The following is a 15,186-nucleotide window of genomic DNA, read 5'->3' as shown; positions in this document are numbered from 1 at the left end:
GATGAAATACATCTCCACCCGCGGGCAGGCGCCCGAGCTGACGTTCGAAGAGGCGATGCTGACCGGGCTGGCCCGCGACGGCGGCCTTTATGTGCCCGCCGAGATCCCGCAGATGAGCCATGATGAGATCGCGGCCCTGTCGGGCCTGTCTTACGAGGAAACTGCCTTCCGGGTGATGCGTCCCTTCCTCGGCGATTGCTTCACCGATGACGAATTCCGCGAGATCATCGCCAAGGCCTATGCCGGGTTTGGTCACGCTGCTCGCGCGCCGCTGAAACAGCTGGCGCCCAATCATTTCCTGTTGGAGCTGTTCCACGGCCCGACCCTCGCGTTCAAAGACTTCGCGATGCAGCTGATCGGTCAGCTCTTCGAAGTCGCCCTGAAACGCCGCGGCGAAAGCGTGACCATCGTCGGCGCCACCTCTGGCGATACCGGCTCTGCCGCGATTGAAGCTTTCCGGGGGCTGGATGCGGTCAATGTCTTCATCCTTTACCCACACGGCCGCGTCAGCGAGGTGCAGCGCCGCCAGATGACAACCCCTGGGGACACCAACGTGCACGCGCTGGCGGTCGAAGGCGACTTCGACGACTGCCAGGCGGCGGTCAAGGACATGTTCAACGATTTTGAGTTCCGCGACAGCGTGCGCCTTGCCGGTGTGAACTCGATCAACTTTGCCCGCGTGCTGGCGCAGGTGGTCTATTACTTCTCCTCCGCCGTCAGCCTTGGCGCGCCGCATCGCAAGATCAGCTACACCGTGCCCACGGGCAACTTTGGTGACATCTTCGCCGGCTATATCGCCAAACAGATGGGCCTGCCCATCGACCAGCTGGTGGTCGCTACCAATCAGAACGATATTCTGCACCGCTGCCTCTCGGGGCAGGGCTATTTCAAGGGCGACACCATTCCCTCGATCAGCCCGTCGATGGACATTCAGGTCTCTTCCAACTTTGAACGCGCCCTGTTCTACGCCTACGGGCAGGATGGCGCTGCCGTGGGTCAACTGATGGATGAGCTGAAGACGGGCGGCTTTGAGGTCAGCCAGGGCGCCATGCAGGCGCTGCAGGAGACCTATGTTTCGGGCCGGGCCTCGGAAGAAGAAACCATGGCGACGATCAAATCCGAATGGGCCGCCTCTGGCGAACTGCTGTGCCCCCACGGCGCCGTTGGTGTGAAGGTTGCAAACCAGTTGCGCGTTGCCGATATCCCCATGGTGACGCTGGCGACGGCCCACCCGGCGAAATTCCCAGCCGCGGTGGAAGAGGCGAGTGGTATACACCCGCCGCTGCCCGCCCGCATGGCGGATCTTTATGAGCGCGACGAGCGCGTCACCCGCATCGACAACGATCTGGCCGCCCTTGAGGCGCATATCAGAAAGAACATCGCGAATTGACAGTCCAGCAACACACACTCGCCAACGGGTTCCGCATCGTTTCGGAGAACATGCCGGGGCTGGAATCCGCCTCTATCGGGATCTGGGTGACAGCAGGCGGCCGCCACGAGCGGCCTGAACAGAACGGGATCGCCCATTTTCTTGAGCATATGGCCTTCAAGGGGACTGAGACCCGGTCGGCGCTGCAGATTGCCGAGGCGATCGAGGATGTGGGAGGCTATATCAACGCCTATACCAGCCGCGAGGTTACAGCCTATTACGCGCGGGTTCTGAAGGATGACGTGCCGCTGGCGATGGATGTGATCGGGGATATCCTGCTCAATCCGGTGTTCGACCCGCGTGAGATTGAGGTCGAGCGCGGGGTGATCCTGCAGGAGATCGGTCAGGCGCTGGATACGCCGGACGATGTGATCTTTGACTGGTTGCAGGAAGAAAGCTATCGCGATCAGGCGCTGGGGCGCACCATTCTGGGCCCGGCAGAACGCATTCGCAGCTTTTCCCGCAATGACCTGCAAGGCTTTGTCGATCAGCACTACGGACCGGGACAGATGATTCTGGCCGCGGCCGGTGCGGTGGATCACGACGCGCTGGTGCGGCTGGCCGAGGCGCAGTTCGGCCATATGGCGCCACGGCCAGTGCCGGAACCGGATGCCGCGCGCTTTACCGGTGGCGGCGAGGCGCGGCGGGATAAGCAGCTGGAGCAGGCTCATTTTGCGCTGGCTCTTGAAAGCCCCGGCTACCGCGATGATGAGATCTACACCGCGCAGATCTATGCCAGCGCCCTTGGCGGCGGCATGTCCTCGCGTCTGTTCCAGGAAATCCGGGAAAAGCGGGGTCTTTGCTATACTATCTTTGCGCAGGCAGGCGCCTATGCGGATACCGGGTCGACGACGATTTATGCAGGGACTTCGGGCGATCAGCTTGCCGATCTGGCGCATATCACCATCGACGAAATGAAGCGCGCCGCCGAAGATATGCGCGAAGACGAGGTTGCGCGTGCGCGCGCGCAGATGAAGGCCGGCATGCTGATGGGGCTGGAAAGCCCGTCGAACCGGGCCGAACGTCTGGCCCGTCTGGTGCAGATCTGGGACCGGGTGCCGCCGCTGGAGGATACCGTGGCCCGCATTGACGCGGTAACCGTCGCCGGGGTGCGGGCTTTGGCCGAACGCCTTGCGGTCGCCGCACCGGCGGCGTTGGCGCTTTATGGTCCGGTCGCAGATGCGCCCAGTCTGGCGCGGCTGCAGGAGAGGCGCGCTGCCTGATGCTGCTGTCCCGCCGTAAAGTCCGGCTTGAAACAGAACGTCTGACGCTCAGACCGCCGGTGCATGGCGATTTTCACGGCTGGGCCGCGTTGCGGCTGCAAAGCCAGGATTATCTTGTTCCTTGGGAGCCGGTCTGGGCGCCGGATCACCTAAGCCGCAAGGCCTTTACCAACCGGGTCTACTGGGCGCAGCGGGCGGTGTCCTCCGGCTCGGCGCTGCCGCTGTTCCTGATCCGGCGGTCGGATCAGGCACTGGTGGGGGCGATCACGCTGGACAATATCCGCCGCGGCCCGGCGCAGGCGGGTACCCTTGGATACTGGACCGGGCAGCCCTTTGCGCGGCGTGGTTACATGGCCGAGGCGATTGGCGCGGTGGTGCATCATGCCTTTGGCAAGCTGGACCTCAGCCGAATCGAGGCAGCCTGCTTGCCGGAAAACGTGGCTTCGCGCGGATTGCTGGAACGCTCAGGCTTCAAATACGAAGGCGTGGCGCAATCCTATCTGCAGATCAATGGCCGCTGGCGCACGCATGTGCTCTACGCCTCGCTGCGCCACGATAGGCGCGGCAAGACCCTGGTTGGTCAGGCTTAGAAATACCTCTTCGAAGTATGAGGGCGACCCCTCCCGCGCCAGCAGATGCACCGGTTGTGCCGATGCCCCTTGGCGGCCTTGGGCATGGCACCGTGCGCTGCCCGGTGCAGCGCCGCGCCTGGCGCGGCGCCGGGCCCAACGGGGCAGGGGCATTCTGTGAATGCCGCGGGCCGGGCGGGAGCCTTGCGCCCCAGTACAGGACCGGGTGGCGTATAAGAGAGCGACAGATGTCGGCGGCAAAGGCTCTCTTGCGCTGATTTTGCGTAAAACAGGCTGACAGAAAGGGCGAGTGCGCTACACTTCTGCCATGCGTGTTTTTGTTCAGTTTCTGGTTTCAGTCTTTTTCGCCGTCGCCAGCGCCGCCCCTCTGGCGGCGCAGGAGCGCCGCGCCAGCCATTGCATCGCCCTGGCGGAGGCCTCGCCCGGGATCGCCTATCTGCACAAGGCCAGTTGGCAGGCGCCGGTGCCCCAGCACTCGGTGCGCATCCGCTACCTCTCGCATGCCAGTTTTCTGATCCAGACCGAAGGCGGCCTGAACGTGGTGACCGACTTCACCGGCTTTACCGGATCGGCCAATTTCATCCCGGATGCGGTCACCATGAACCACGCTCATGAAACCCATTGGACCGCCCACCCCGATCCGGCCATCCCGCATGTGCTGGAAGGCTGGGGTGCCTTTGGTGAGGGGATCAGCCACCATCTGGATCTGGGTGAAATGCTGATCCGCAACGTGCCCACCGATATCCGCTCTGCCTACAGCGATGGGGTCGAGGTGGCCGGGAATTCGATTTTCGTGTTTGAGGTCGCCGGGCTGTGCATCGGGCACCTAGGCCATCTGCACCACGTGCCGACGCCCGAGCAGTTCGCGGCGCTGGGGCGGCTTGATGTGGTAATGGCTGCCGTGGATGGCGGCATGACCCTGGCGCTGCCTGAAATGGTCGAGGTGTTGAACCGGCTGCGGTCCTCGGTAATCCTGCCGATGCATTGGTTCACCGATTACTCGCTGGAGCGTTTCCTGTCGCAGATCGGGCCGGAGTTCGATGTGGTGCAGGATGGCGCGGCAGATATCACTGTTTCGCTGCGCAGCCTGCCGGACAGGCCGACGATCCATGTGCTGCGCCCCTCTTATCTGCGCAAAGACGAGTAAGCAGTCTTGCCTTGAGAGGCGCAATTGGACATGCAGGTTTCATGACACTGAATTCTGCCGATTCCGCCTTTGCCGCCCGCCTTGCCGATCAACTGCCCGAGGGCGTTTTGCGCCCTGCCGATCCGCGTTATCTGGAAGAGCCGCGTGGAAGGTATCAGGGGCAGGCGGGGTTGCTGGCCCTGCCGCACTCCACCGAAGAGGTCGCAACGCTGGTGCGCGCTGCGCATGAGGCGCGGGTGCCGGTGGTCCCCTATGGCGGCGGTACCGGTCTGGTCGGCGGTCAGGTAATGCCGGAAGGCCCGGCGCCCTTACTGCTGTCGCTGGAAAAGATGACCGCGATCCGCGGCGTCTACCCCGCGGAAAACGTGCTGATTGCCGAAGCGGGCGCGATCCTTGCCGATGTGCAGGCGGCCGCGACTGAGGCCGGACGCTTGTTCCCACTGTCGCTGGCCGCCGAAGGCTCGGCCCGGATTGGCGGCAACCTTGCGACCAATGCAGGCGGGGTCAATGTGCTGCGCTATGGCAATGCCCGCGATCTGTGCCTGGGGCTGGAGGCGGTGCTGCCCAATGGAGATATCTGGCACGGGCTGTCGCGCCTCAGGAAGGACAACACCGGCTACGATCTGCGCAATCTTCTGGTCGGCTCCGAAGGCTCTCTGGGCGTCATCACTGCGGCATCGTTGAAACTGTCACCGATCCCGGCGGCGCAGGGCACGGCGGTCTTTGTGGTGCCATCGCCGCAGGCGGCAATTGCGCTGCTGTCGCTGGCGCGTGACCAGTTGGGCGAAGGGATCAGCGCCTTTGAACTGATGCACCGGCAGGGGCTGGCGTTTCTGGCAGAAACCATGCCGCAGGTACGCCAACCCTTTGCCGAGGCACCGGAATGGTGCGTGCTGATTGAACTGGGGCTGGCGCGCGGGTTGGACCCGGAAGAGGCGCTTGCGGACCTGTTCGAGGCGGCGCTGGAGGCCGATCTGGCGCAGGACGGGGTGATTGCCCAGTCGGCGGCGCAGCGCGAGGCCCTGTGGACGGTGCGCGAGACGATCCCCGAGGCCAACCGTCTAATCGGCGCGATTTCCAGCCACGACATTTCGGTGCCGATCTCGGAAATTCCGGATTTCATCACGCGCGGCGGAGAGGCTATTGCGCGGCTGGGAGAGGGCGATATGCGGATCAACTGCTTTGGCCACCTGGGCGATGGCAACCTGCATTACAACGTCTTCCCGGCGGCGGGAAAGACGCGCAAGGAGTACGAACACCTGCGCGAGGATGTGAAACGCACGGTGCATGATCTGGTGGCCGAATTCGACGGGTCGATGAGCGCTGAGCACGGCATCGGGCGTATGAAAACCGGCGATCTGGAGCGCTATGGCGATCCGGTAAAACTGGCAGCGATGCGCGCCATTAAGGCGGCGCTCGATCCCCATGGCATCATGAATCCCGGCGCGGTGTTGCGGCAGGGCACCTGACAACGTAGCTCTCCTGCGCCCGAAGGATCTGGTTTTGCCAGAACGCTCACAGCTTTGGGTCCGGCAGCGGGCAAAGCCCGCTGTGCGCAGGGCGCACCGTTCGGCAGGGCGCGGGTGAAGGGTCAGGCGATGCTGGGAGTGGCCGACGGTTTCTGCGGGCGGCTGCGCATCAGCAGGTACCCGATGATCAGGATATTCAGCCCGTTCCAGGCAATGCCGTTGATGAAGGCCATCTGGTAGTTGCCGGTCACGTCGTAGATCCAGCCGGACATCCAGCCACCCAGAGCCATGCCGAGGATGGTCATCATCATCACAAAGCCGACCCGCGCGCCGGCCTCTTTCGGGGGCATGTATTCGCGCACCACCAGCGCATAGCTGGGCACGATGCCCCCCTGCGCGAGGCCGAACAGTGCGCTCACCAGATAAAGCGGCACCATGCCGTCAAAGGGCAGGTAGAAGAACAGCGCGATGCATTGCAGGACCGAACCGATCAGCAGGATCGCCACGCCGCCGAGCCGGTCCGCCGCAAGGCCTGAAAGGATCCGGCTGACCACACCGCCCAGCAGCATCAGCGACAGCATCTCCGCCCCCACTGCAGGCCCGTAGCCAAGGCCGACGCAATAGGCAACGATATGCACCTGGGGCATCGACATGGCGACGCAGCAGCCGATCCCGGCCAGCCCCAGCAGCCATTGCAGGGTGCGCGCCGACATGCCGGTGCTGCGCGCATTGAGCGCCGAGGCTGCATCAGAGGCGGCATAGGCCTCGGCCGGGACACGGCGGCGCAGCAGCAGCGCCAGCGGGATCACCACGGCAACGGTGATCGCGGCCAGGGCAAAATAGACCATGCGCCAGCCGCCGCTCTCCAACAGCCCGGCCAGCAGCGTCGGCCAGATCGCACCGGAGAGGTAATTGCCGCTGGCCACCAGCGCCACGGCGATACCGCGCCGGCGCAGGAACCAGTGCGAGATATCTGCGATCAGAGGGCCGAAACCTGCTGCTGTGCCGAGACCCAGAAGCAGGTGTGTGAGAGACAGAACCGCCATCGTCGGCGCAAAGGTAGAGAGCACATAGCCCGAAGCCGTCGCGGCAACGGCGCCAATCAGCGCGAGGGTAATGCCAAACCTGTCCACCAGCCGCCCAATCAGCAGGTTGCCAAGGGCAAAACCCACCATGGTAAGCGTATAGGGCATGGAAGAGGCCGCGCGCCCGGAGCCGAATTCGGCTTCGACGGCGGGCATGATGACGATGATCGCCCACATACCCACATTGGCCACGGTTGCAATGGCCAGGGTGATGAGAAGTCGAAGCCAGGAATAGCGGCTGTCAAGGATCGCGGCAGTGTTCATGCCGGCACGCTAGGGCGCGTGCCGGCGGGCTGCAACTGAATTCGCCATCACGAATTCGCGTCTGCGGTTACTTCGGAAGGATGACCTTGTCGATCACGTGGATCACGCCGTTCTCGGCCTCGATATCGGCGGTGACCACGCTGGCATCATTGACCATCACACCCTTGTCGAGATCAATCATCACCGCGCTGCCCTGCACGGTTGCGGCGCTCATGTCGTCGGTAAGGTCACCGGACATCACCTTGCCCGGCACCACGTGGTAGGTCAGGATCGACACCAGCTTTTCCTTGTTCTCGGGCTTCAGCAGGTCTTCGACCGTGCCTTCGGGCAGGGCGGCAAAGGCGGCATCGGTCGGGGCGAAGACGGTGAAAGGACCTTCGCCTTTCAGCGTGTCCACCAGACCGGCGGCTTTGACGGCGGCGACCAGGGTGTTGAAGTCTCCGGCGCCGACAGCGGTGTCGACGATATCCTTGGAATGACCGCCTGCGAAGGCCGCTCCGGCCATGAACAGCGTGGCTGCGGTGGTCGTCATCATCTTGCGGAACATCTTGGTCTCCTCATGTGTTTCGGTTGTGCGACACCTTTCGTGAGGCATCGTGAGACCTACGGCAGAGGAGGCGGTCCGGATGAAGCGGGTTTTCGCCGGGAGGGGTTTGACAAGAAAACCGCCGGAGCTAAGCCCGGCGGCGTCATGATTTCCAATCAACAAAACGTGATCAGGCTGTGAGTGATCCGTGACCCTGTTTCGGCGCGGGCCGGTTCAGTCGCCTTCGAATTCGCACAGGACGTGGACGTCCATTCCGAGATCCTCAAGCTTCTTGCGGCCGCCCAGATCGGGCAGGTCGACAATGAAGGAACAGGAGATGATCTCGCCCCCCAGCCGCTCGATCAGCTTGATCCCGGCGCCTGCGGTTCCGCCGGTGGCCAGCAGATCATCGACCACCAGCACCTTTTCTCCGGGCTGGATGGCATCGTCGTGGATCTCGACAATCGCTTCGCCGTATTCCAATTGGTATTCTTCGCTGATGGTGGTGCCGGGCAACTTGCCTTTCTTGCGGATCGGCACAAAGCCGACGCTCAGCTGGTGAGCGATGGCGCCGCCCAGGATGAACCCGCGCGCCTCAAGACCCACGACCTTGTCGATCCGCTCACCGGCGTAGGGGTGCAGCATCTGGTCGATGGCCATACGGAACCCGCGCGGATCGGCGAACAGGGTGGTGACATCGCGGAACATGATCCCTTCGTGCGGGAAATCGACGATGGTGCGGATGTAGTCTTTGACGGCGGTTTTCTTGGGCATGGAAGGCTCCTGCTTGCGGGAACGGATGGCGCGGATGGGTGCGGCCCGGACCGGTAAAGGGGCACCGGAGCCGCCACGGGGTTTGGCCGAAGCGCGCCGCCCATGCAAGGAAAACCTTGCGATCCTGGGCCGCCCGGTGCCGCAGAGCGGCGGTGAGCGGACCCAAGACGATTGGAGGGCGATCAGGCGCTGAGCACGCGGCCTGCCACCGCATCCAGTTTGGCCAGAACCGCAGGGTCGCGTTTCTCGGGAGCGGTCATGATGGCGTATTCAAGAGCCCGGTCGCAGCCATGCGGACAGGGCGCGCGCTCGGCGCCCAGAATGCCTGGCAGGCGACGCACGAGTTCACGCCCGTTGCTGGAGTTGCCCTGTAGCGTGGCCAGGATCTCGGTGATGTCCACGGCGCCGTGGTCGGGGTGCCAGCTGTCATAATCTGTCACCATCGCGATGGAGGCGTAGCACAGCTCTGCTTCGCGGGCGAGTTTGGCCTCGGGCATGTTGGTCATGCCGATCACGTCGCAGCCCCAGCTTTCGCGGTACATCTTGCTTTCCGCCACCGAGGAGAACTGCGGCCCCTCCATGCAAAGATAGGTGCCGCCGCGGTGCACGGTGATCCCGGCATCGCGCGCTGCCGCCTCGGCCGCATCGCTGAGCCGCTCGCAAGTGGGGTGGGCGACGCTGACATGGGCGACGCAGCCGGTCCCGAAGAAGGATTTTTCCCGTGCAAAGGTGCGGTCGATGAACTGATCGACGATGACGAAATCGCCCGGCGCCATGTTTTCGCGAAAAGACCCGCAGGCAGAGACGGAAAACACATCTGTAACGCCCAGCCGTTTCAGCGCGTCGATATTGGCGCGGTAGGGCACTTCGGTCGGGGAATGCACGTGGCCACGCCCATGCCGCGGCAGGAAGGCCATTTTCACGCCGTCCAGCGTGCCGGTCAGGATTTGATCCGAGGGCGTACCCCAGGGGGTTTCAACGCTGACCCACTCGGCCCCGTCCAGCCCGTCGATATCGTAGATGCCGGAGCCGCCGATGACGGCGATCATGGTGTCCTTGGTCACGTCCTATTCTCCTGCTGATGTTGCTTCTTGGGTATGCGCAAGACGGCGCCCTTTTGGCAAGCCCCGCTGTCTCACGATGCCGAAACCGGATGGGCTGGGCGCGCAGGTAATCCCGTGCGAGAGGTCAGCGCTTTGGTGTCGATGCGCGGGTCAAGGCGCTGTCCATCATGCGCCGGAAGGTGGGGCACTGACTGTGGTCCGGAGCAGTGCATTCTGCCACATGGCGCAGCGCACGGGACAGAACACGGAGCTTTCGGATGCGCTGCTCGACCTCATCTGCGCGCGCGTGCAGTCTTTGGCGGTCCAGATCGAACCCGTCTGCATTGCCCAGCATGGCGCCTATCTCTTGCAGGCTGAACCCGGCGGCCCGTCCCATGGCAATGAGCGCGAGCCGGTCCAGAACGCTGTCGTCATACTGACGTCGCAATCCCTTCCGGCTGTCGGCGCGGATCAGGCCGATATCTTCGTAGTATCGCAGGGCAGAGGGTTTGACGCCGCTGCACCGGGCAACCTCGGCGATATCCAGGGATTTCATCTTGACCTCAAGCTGGCTTGAATTTGCACACCTCAGATCTCTAGCAGTTTGAGTTATGAAACAGGAGCAAATTATGGAGATGCATTGGAGCCTGATCTGGCAGGTCACTTTCGTTGGGGGCGTTGCAACTGCGCTGATTGATGTCGCAGCATGGGCGCGAGGACGCTGGATGGGCGTGCCGGGGCCGAACTGGGGACTTGTCGCGCGCTGGGTGTTGGGTCTTTTCCAAGGATGCCTGATGCTGGGCGCCGGGGGGAAAGAAGATGCCCCCAAGGGGTTTTGAAACCGCGCTGGGCTGGATGTTTCACTATGCGGTTGGGGGCGCGCTAGCCTTCGGCCTGTGCGGCATAGTCGGCGCAGGATGGCTTCAGGCACCCGCCTTTGGTCTAACGCTTGGCTACGGAGTATTGACGGTGGTCTTGCCCTTTTGCCTGTTGCAGCCCGCAATGGGTTTGGGATTTGCCGCCCGCAAGACAGCCTTTCCGTGGCGCGCTCGATTGAACAGTCTGATCACGCATGGTCTTTTTGGGTTTGGTCTGTTTTTGGGCAGTGCGCTATTGCAGGTGATTTCAGCCCACTAACCAAATGGCGAGAGGAGGTCAGATCGGATCACGAGCCTTGCCCCCAAGGCCAGTTTCAGCTAGGGGCGGGCCACAACGTGACCTCCTCCAACCGCAGGTATTCTTGATGAAACGCGCCGCCATGGCCCTTTTGGCCAATCGTATTTCCCCGCCGAACCTATCCATCATGCAGGACGAGGGCTGGTCCGTGGGCCGCGTGCGCACCGAGCTGTTGTCGGGGCTGACCGTGGCGTTGGCGCTGGTCCCCGAGGCGGTGGCTTTTGCCTTTGTCGCCGGGGTGCACCCGCTGGTGGGTCTTTATGCGGCCTTTATGGTGGGGTTGATCACGGCGCTGATCGGCGGACGGCCCGGCATGATCTCGGGGGCGACGGGGGCGCTTGCGGTGGTCATGGTGGCGCTGGTGGCGGAACACGGCGTCGAGTATCTTTTTGCGACCGTGGTGCTGATGGGCATCCTGCAGGTGATCGCCGGGGTGATGCATTGGGGTAAATTCATCCGTCTGGTGCCGCATCCGGTGATGCTGGGCTTTGTGAACGGTCTGGCCATCGTGATCTTCCTGGCGCAGCTCACGCAGTTCAAGGTCCCCGGCAGCGGTGGCACCGAGTGGTTGTCCGGCCTGTCGCTTTATATGATGCTGGGGCTGGTGGCCCTGACCATGGCGATTATCTGGGGCACGCCCAAGATCACCTCGGTGATCCCGGCGCCGCTGGCGGGCATTGGCATCGTGGCAATCCTTGTGATCGCACTGGGCTTGGATGTACCGCGGGTCGGCGATCTGGCCTCGATCGAAGGCGGCTTTCCGGCCTTTCATAATCCCTTTGGTAATGGCATTGGCCTTTATGGGACTGCGCTGGCGCCGTTCAATCTGGAAACCCTTGAGATCATCCTGCCCTATGCGGTGATCCTGGCCGCCATTGGTCTGATCGAAAGCCTGCTGACGCTGAACCTGGTGGGCGAAATCACCGGCAAGCGCGGCGGTGCCAGCCAGGAGTGCATCGCGCAGGGCACCTCGAATATCGTCACCGGTTTCTTTGGCGGCATGGGCGGCTGCGCCATGATCGGCCAGTCGATGATTAACGTGAAATCGGGTGGCCGCACCCGGATTGCGGGCATCGCGGCGGCGCTGTTCCTGTTGACTTTTATCGTCGTTGCCTCGCCGCTGATCGAACAGATCCCGCTGGCGGCGCTGGTGGGCGTGATGTTCATGGTGGTGATCGGCACCTTCGCCTGGAACAGTCTCAAGATCATGACCAAGGTGCCGCTGATGGATGCCTTTGTGATCGTGCTGGTGACGGTGGTGACGGTGATGACCGACCTTGCCATCGCCGTGGTGGTCGGGGTGATCGTCTCGGCGCTGGCCTATGCCTGGAACAACGCGCGCCGCATTCACGCCCGCACCCGCGAATCCGCCAGCGACAAGGGTGCGAAGGTTTATGAAATCGAAGGTCCGCTGTTCTTTGGCTCCACCGATGGTTTCATCGAGCTCTTCGACGTGGCAGGCGATCCCGAGCGTGTGATCGTCGATTTTGCGAACAGCCGGGTGGTGGACCAGTCTGCTCTGCAGGCGATCGAGGCGCTGGCCGGAAAGTACGAGGAGGAGGGCAAGACCATCGTGCTGCGTCACCTCAGCCGTGATTGCCACCAGCTCCTGTCCAAGGCCGGCCACTTGATGGTCGACAGCGACGATGATCCGGAATACGCGCTGGCGGTGGATTACTCGGTCAAGACCGGGGTTCTGGGCGGCCACTGACCGTCTGGGTCAAGTCTGGAAAATAGAATGGGGCCTCCGAATGCGGAGGCCCCTTTTTGATGTGTGTAGGGTATTAAGAAAGCAGTCTCGGGCTCACCAAAGCAGCAGCCCCGGATCCGCCCACGCGCGGCCTGTCTGTCACGAACCCTGTCCCGCGCGACAAGCAAAATGGCCGTATCCACGCCCCTGTTTGGGGCGCGGAACCTCGGCAATTTGGCTTGCACTTGGTCCGGCTTCGTGCCCGCAGGCTTGCGTCGAGGGCGGCTCCGAAGCAGCAGCTTGGGCAGGTGTCAGTCGGGCGCGAGGCTTTCGAGCATATCGAGATCGCCGGACAGCAGCGCAGGCTCGGCGCGCAGGATCAGATCGACAGGCCAGTCCCACCATTTGAGGGCCAGAAGCCGCGCGATCTGGGGTTTTGAAAAGCGAAAGCGCTCGGCGCGTCCGGGATTGCCGGTGACGATGCCATAGGCCGGAACCGAGCCGCGCACCACAGCGCCTGCGCCGATGATGGCGCCATCGCCGATGCGCGCACCGGGCAGGATTATCGCGCCATAGCCGATCCAGACGTCATTACCGATCACGGTATCGCGGGTGTCGGGCTGAAAACCTGCCATCTGCGCGGGGTCGAAGACCGGAAAGGGGTAGCAGCTGAGCCCGTCCTGCCCGTGGTTGGCCGAGGCGGTGATGAAACGCGCGCCATGGGCGATCTGGCAAAAGCGTCCGATCACCAGCCTTTCGCGGGCACCGGGGAACAGGTAGGGCGCCAGATGCGACGCCCAGTCCTTTGGCGGATCGAAATCCGAGGCATAGCTGTAGTCGCCCACCTGGAAATTGGGATGGTCCACCGCGCGCGACAGCATCACGGTGCCCGCATGGGGCGTGCCGTCTGGCAGGATGATCGGGTGGCGCAGGCCGGGATCGGGAAGGGGCATGATGGGGCTCAGTCGTCGGGGCGGGCCAGCGAGAAGACCTCGGTCACGCGGGAATAATCGCGGTAACCAAGGCGGGCCAGCGGTTCAAATGTGGTGACGTCGAACATGCCGTCCTTCATGCAGTCATCGCGCAGGTGCACGCCGGTCACTTCGCCAAAGGCGACGCGGTTGGAGACTCCGGGCAGCGTCACGATCTTGGTCAGCTTGCACTCAAGCGCGGCGGGGGCACCGGCAATGCGGGCGCAATTGATGGTCTGGCAGTCCTCGGCGGTAAGACCCGCATGGGCGAATTCATCGACCTCTTTGCCCAAGGTCTGCGAGCTGGCATTCATCGCATCGCGCATGGCGTAGGAGACGATATTGACGCAGAAGACGCCGGTTTCCTCGATATTGGCCATGCTGTCCTTGGTGTTGTCCTGGTCATCCTTGCTGCCGGTGGAGGCAAACATCACCTGCGGCGGGGTATAGGCGACGCCGTTGAAAAAGGAATAGGGCGCCAGGTTGTTGACACCGTCAGCCGAGCGGGACGAGATCCAGCCGATCGGGCGCGGCGTGATCACGGCGTTGAACGGGTTATGGGGCAGGCCGTGGCCGTCTTCGGGGCGGTAGAACATGCGCATCTCCAATTGTTTGCTCAATGCTTAGGCCCGTGCTAGGGCGAATTCCACCCCTTTACGGGTGATTTCGCGGAGGCGTGAGTGGCGTGATCGAACTGAAACCGGAGCAGCCGGACGACCGCTGGGAAGTGGAGGCGCTTTATGATCTGTGCTTTGCGCCGGGGCGTGAGGCGCTGTCCTCCTATCGCCTGCGCGACGGGGTTCCGCCGGTTTCGGGCCTCAGCCTTGTGGCGCGGGATGAGCAGGGCATTCTGGCCGGTGCGATCCGGTTCTGGCCGGTGCATGTGGGTACGGCGGATGCGCTGTTGCTGGGGCCGGTGGCGGTACACCCGACCCACCAGGGGGAGGGGCTGGGCGGGTCCCTGATCCGGGACAGCCTTGCGCGGGCCGCCGATTCTGGCTGGGCGCGCGTCATGCTGGTGGGCGATGCGCCCTATTACCGCCGGTTCGGCTTCGAGAAGCTTGAGGGCGTGTTGATGCCGCCGCCCACCAACCCCGACCGGGTGCTGGGACTGGCGCTGATCGCGGATGCCTGGGACGGTGTTGACGGAGATGTGACCCGCTGGACCCGCACGCAGGATTAAGCGGTCGATCCCGCTTCAACTGGGGGCCTTTTCTCTGCTATCGTGAAAGGAGGATAGGGGCTGTATCCACAGAAACCCTGCAAGCCCAGGTGGTGCCACATTGAACAGATCCGCTCTGTCTGCCATTTCAAAGTCGGGGACGGGGACCGCAACCCAGGTCGCGGCGCTGTGTTTTCGCATCACTAAGACCGGCAAGCCGCGGATTCTGATGATCACGTCGCGAGGAACCGGGCGCTGGATCTTGCCGAAAGGCTGGCCGATCCCGGGGCGCAGCCTGGCCGAATCCGCAGCTATTGAAGCCTGGGAGGAAGCGGGCGTGCGGGGCGTTCCGGTGGACAGCTGCCTGGGCGAGTTTACCTATGACAAATGGCGCAGCGAATTATCACCTGTGCCCTGTGTCGTGCGGGTCTATCCCGTCATCGTGACGGCCCTGCAGGATGAGTTCCCCGAACGGCATCAGCGCCAGCGGGCGTGGACATCCCCGCGCAAGGCTGCTGGGCTGGTGCAGGAAAAGGCGCTGAAGAAAATTCTTACCCGGTTTGATCCTGATGGGATCGGCTCTGAACTTTTCAACTCTTGAAGTGAGGTGAGGGGAACGCGTAATGGGCAGTATCCG

Annotated in this window: 17 protein-coding genes; 10 read left to right on the top strand and 7 right to left on the bottom strand. The window is 63.2% G+C overall.

The genetic code is table 11. The features are described 5' to 3' along the window. The first annotated feature begins 1 nt into the window (after nucleotide 1). The 5 genes from thrC (at nucleotide 2) to SM764_RS00495 (ending at nucleotide 5,858) form a co-directional block, all read left to right on the top strand. The gene (gene thrC / locus SM764_RS00515; protein ID WP_369000745.1) at nucleotides 2–1,390 is read left to right on the top strand and encodes a threonine synthase; all 1,389 of its coding nucleotides are present in this window, start codon (nucleotides 2–4) and stop codon (nucleotides 1,388–1,390) included. After that, nucleotides 1,387–2,652, top strand: coding sequence for a M16 family metallopeptidase (locus SM764_RS00510; RefSeq protein WP_369000744.1), 1,266 nt, complete (start codon nucleotides 1,387–1,389; stop codon nucleotides 2,650–2,652). Before thrC ends, SM764_RS00510 begins: the two co-directional genes overlap by 4 nt. After that, the gene (locus tag SM764_RS00505) at nucleotides 2,652–3,242 is read left to right on the top strand and encodes a GNAT family N-acetyltransferase (protein ID WP_274831287.1); all 591 of its coding nucleotides are present in this window, start codon (nucleotides 2,652–2,654) and stop codon (nucleotides 3,240–3,242) included. Before SM764_RS00510 ends, SM764_RS00505 begins: the two co-directional genes overlap by 1 nt. A 307-nt stretch (nucleotides 3,243–3,549) precedes the next feature. Further along, complete coding sequence (locus tag SM764_RS00500; RefSeq protein WP_369000915.1) at nucleotides 3,550–4,389, top strand: MBL fold metallo-hydrolase; 840 nt, start codon at nucleotides 3,550–3,552, stop codon at nucleotides 4,387–4,389. 41 nt (nucleotides 4,390–4,430) lie between these two features. Continuing rightward, nucleotides 4,431–5,858: an FAD-binding oxidoreductase gene (locus tag SM764_RS00495; protein WP_369000743.1), complete on the top strand. Its 1,428-nt coding sequence runs from the start codon at nucleotides 4,431–4,433 to the stop codon at nucleotides 5,856–5,858. Nucleotides 5,859–5,980: 122 nt separating this feature from the next. Here the strand turns inward: SM764_RS00495 and SM764_RS00490 are convergent, their stop codons facing one another. From SM764_RS00490 to SM764_RS00470, 5 genes are all read right to left on the bottom strand, one after another. After that, nucleotides 5,981–7,207, bottom strand: a complete 1,227-nt coding sequence (locus SM764_RS00490; RefSeq protein ID WP_065272713.1) for an MFS transporter — start codon at nucleotides 7,205–7,207, stop codon at nucleotides 5,981–5,983. A 67-nt stretch (nucleotides 7,208–7,274) separates the two neighbouring features. After that, nucleotides 7,275–7,754 carry a fasciclin domain-containing protein gene (locus tag SM764_RS00485; RefSeq protein ID WP_274827765.1) on the bottom strand — a complete coding sequence of 160 codons (480 nt, stop codon included), beginning with the start codon at nucleotides 7,752–7,754 and terminating at the stop codon, nucleotides 7,275–7,277. A gap of 213 nt (nucleotides 7,755–7,967) precedes the next feature. Next, nucleotides 7,968–8,507 carry an adenine phosphoribosyltransferase gene (locus SM764_RS00480; protein WP_065272715.1) on the bottom strand — a complete coding sequence of 180 codons (540 nt, stop codon included), beginning with the start codon at nucleotides 8,505–8,507 and terminating at the stop codon, nucleotides 7,968–7,970. Between the two features lie 182 nt (nucleotides 8,508–8,689). Beyond that, nucleotides 8,690–9,556, bottom strand: a complete 867-nt coding sequence (locus SM764_RS00475) for an S-methyl-5'-thioadenosine phosphorylase (protein ID WP_065273734.1) — start codon at nucleotides 9,554–9,556, stop codon at nucleotides 8,690–8,692. Nucleotides 9,557–9,695: 139 nt separating this feature from the next. Beyond that, complete coding sequence (locus SM764_RS00470) at nucleotides 9,696–10,106, bottom strand: helix-turn-helix domain-containing protein (RefSeq protein ID WP_369000742.1); 411 nt, start codon at nucleotides 10,104–10,106, stop codon at nucleotides 9,696–9,698. Nucleotides 10,107–10,161: 55 nt separating this feature from the next. Between SM764_RS00470 and SM764_RS00465 the strand changes: the two genes are divergently transcribed. The 3 genes from SM764_RS00465 to SM764_RS00455 all read left to right on the top strand — a co-directional run bounded on the left by SM764_RS00465 (nucleotide 10,162) and on the right by SM764_RS00455 (nucleotide 12,437). Further along, nucleotides 10,162–10,389: a hypothetical protein gene (locus SM764_RS00465; RefSeq protein ID WP_369000741.1), complete on the top strand. Its 228-nt coding sequence runs from the start codon at nucleotides 10,162–10,164 to the stop codon at nucleotides 10,387–10,389. Further along, a complete protein-coding gene (locus SM764_RS00460; protein ID WP_369000740.1) occupies nucleotides 10,370–10,687 on the top strand; it encodes a DUF2938 family protein in 318 nt (105 codons plus the stop codon). Before SM764_RS00465 ends, SM764_RS00460 begins: the two co-directional genes overlap by 20 nt. A 106-nt stretch (nucleotides 10,688–10,793) precedes the next feature. After that, nucleotides 10,794–12,437, top strand: a complete 1,644-nt coding sequence (locus tag SM764_RS00455) for a SulP family inorganic anion transporter (protein ID WP_369000739.1) — start codon at nucleotides 10,794–10,796, stop codon at nucleotides 12,435–12,437. A 290-nt stretch (nucleotides 12,438–12,727) separates the two neighbouring features. Here the strand turns inward: SM764_RS00455 and SM764_RS00450 are convergent, their stop codons facing one another. Next, the gene (locus SM764_RS00450) at nucleotides 12,728–13,369 is read right to left on the bottom strand and encodes a CatB-related O-acetyltransferase (RefSeq protein WP_065272718.1); all 642 of its coding nucleotides are present in this window, start codon (nucleotides 13,367–13,369) and stop codon (nucleotides 12,728–12,730) included. 8 nt (nucleotides 13,370–13,377) lie between these two features. Continuing rightward, nucleotides 13,378–13,983, bottom strand: coding sequence for a flavin reductase family protein (locus tag SM764_RS00445; protein ID WP_368947165.1), 606 nt, complete (start codon nucleotides 13,981–13,983; stop codon nucleotides 13,378–13,380). A gap of 89 nt (nucleotides 13,984–14,072) precedes the next feature. Here SM764_RS00445 and SM764_RS00440 point away from each other — a divergent pair, with 89 nt between their 5' ends. Together SM764_RS00440 and SM764_RS00435 are read left to right on the top strand one after the other, a co-directional pair. Then, nucleotides 14,073–14,570 (top strand): GNAT family N-acetyltransferase, encoded by a 498-nt coding sequence (locus SM764_RS00440; protein ID WP_274827770.1) that lies wholly within the window; start codon nucleotides 14,073–14,075, stop codon nucleotides 14,568–14,570. Nucleotides 14,571–14,670: 100 nt separating this feature from the next. Continuing rightward, nucleotides 14,671–15,150, top strand: coding sequence for an NUDIX hydrolase (locus SM764_RS00435; protein ID WP_274827771.1), 480 nt, complete (start codon nucleotides 14,671–14,673; stop codon nucleotides 15,148–15,150). Nucleotides 15,151–15,186: the final 36 nt, after the last annotated feature.

Source organism: Pseudophaeobacter sp. 1A16562, assembly GCF_041008785.1.
GTDB classification, from domain to species: Bacteria; Pseudomonadota; Alphaproteobacteria; order Rhodobacterales; family Rhodobacteraceae; genus Phycobacter; species Phycobacter gallaeciensis_A.
This window is presented reverse-complemented; position numbering and strand designations above follow the sequence as displayed.

Excerpts from the sequence above, each read along its gene's own strand:
- SM764_RS00465 (WP_369000741.1), top strand. The coding sequence starts at position 10,162 with ATGAAACAGGAGCAAATTATGGAGATGCATTGGAGCCTGATCTGGCAG.
- SM764_RS00490 (WP_065272713.1), bottom strand. The coding sequence starts at position 7,207 with ATGAACACTGCCGCGATCCTTGACAGCCGCTATTCCTGGCTTCGACTT.
- SM764_RS00475 (WP_065273734.1), bottom strand. The coding sequence starts at position 9,556 with ATGATCGCCGTCATCGGCGGCTCCGGCATCTACGATATCGACGGGCTG.
- SM764_RS00485 (WP_274827765.1), bottom strand. The coding sequence starts at position 7,754 with ATGTTCCGCAAGATGATGACGACCACCGCAGCCACGCTGTTCATGGCC.
- SM764_RS00450 (WP_065272718.1), bottom strand. The coding sequence starts at position 13,369 with ATGCCCCTTCCCGATCCCGGCCTGCGCCACCCGATCATCCTGCCAGAC.
- SM764_RS00505 (WP_274831287.1), top strand. The coding sequence starts at position 2,652 with ATGCTGCTGTCCCGCCGTAAAGTCCGGCTTGAAACAGAACGTCTGACG.
- SM764_RS00500 (WP_369000915.1), top strand. The coding sequence starts at position 3,550 with ATGCGTGTTTTTGTTCAGTTTCTGGTTTCAGTCTTTTTCGCCGTCGCC.
- thrC (WP_369000745.1), top strand. The coding sequence starts at position 2 with ATGAAATACATCTCCACCCGCGGGCAGGCGCCCGAGCTGACGTTCGAA.
- SM764_RS00460 (WP_369000740.1), top strand. The coding sequence starts at position 10,370 with ATGCCCCCAAGGGGTTTTGAAACCGCGCTGGGCTGGATGTTTCACTAT.
- SM764_RS00480 (WP_065272715.1), bottom strand. The coding sequence starts at position 8,507 with ATGCCCAAGAAAACCGCCGTCAAAGACTACATCCGCACCATCGTCGAT.
- SM764_RS00470 (WP_369000742.1), bottom strand. The coding sequence starts at position 10,106 with ATGAAATCCCTGGATATCGCCGAGGTTGCCCGGTGCAGCGGCGTCAAA.
- SM764_RS00495 (WP_369000743.1), top strand. The coding sequence starts at position 4,431 with ATGACACTGAATTCTGCCGATTCCGCCTTTGCCGCCCGCCTTGCCGAT.
- SM764_RS00455 (WP_369000739.1), top strand. The coding sequence starts at position 10,794 with ATGAAACGCGCCGCCATGGCCCTTTTGGCCAATCGTATTTCCCCGCCG.
- SM764_RS00445 (WP_368947165.1), bottom strand. The coding sequence starts at position 13,983 with ATGTTCTACCGCCCCGAAGACGGCCACGGCCTGCCCCATAACCCGTTC.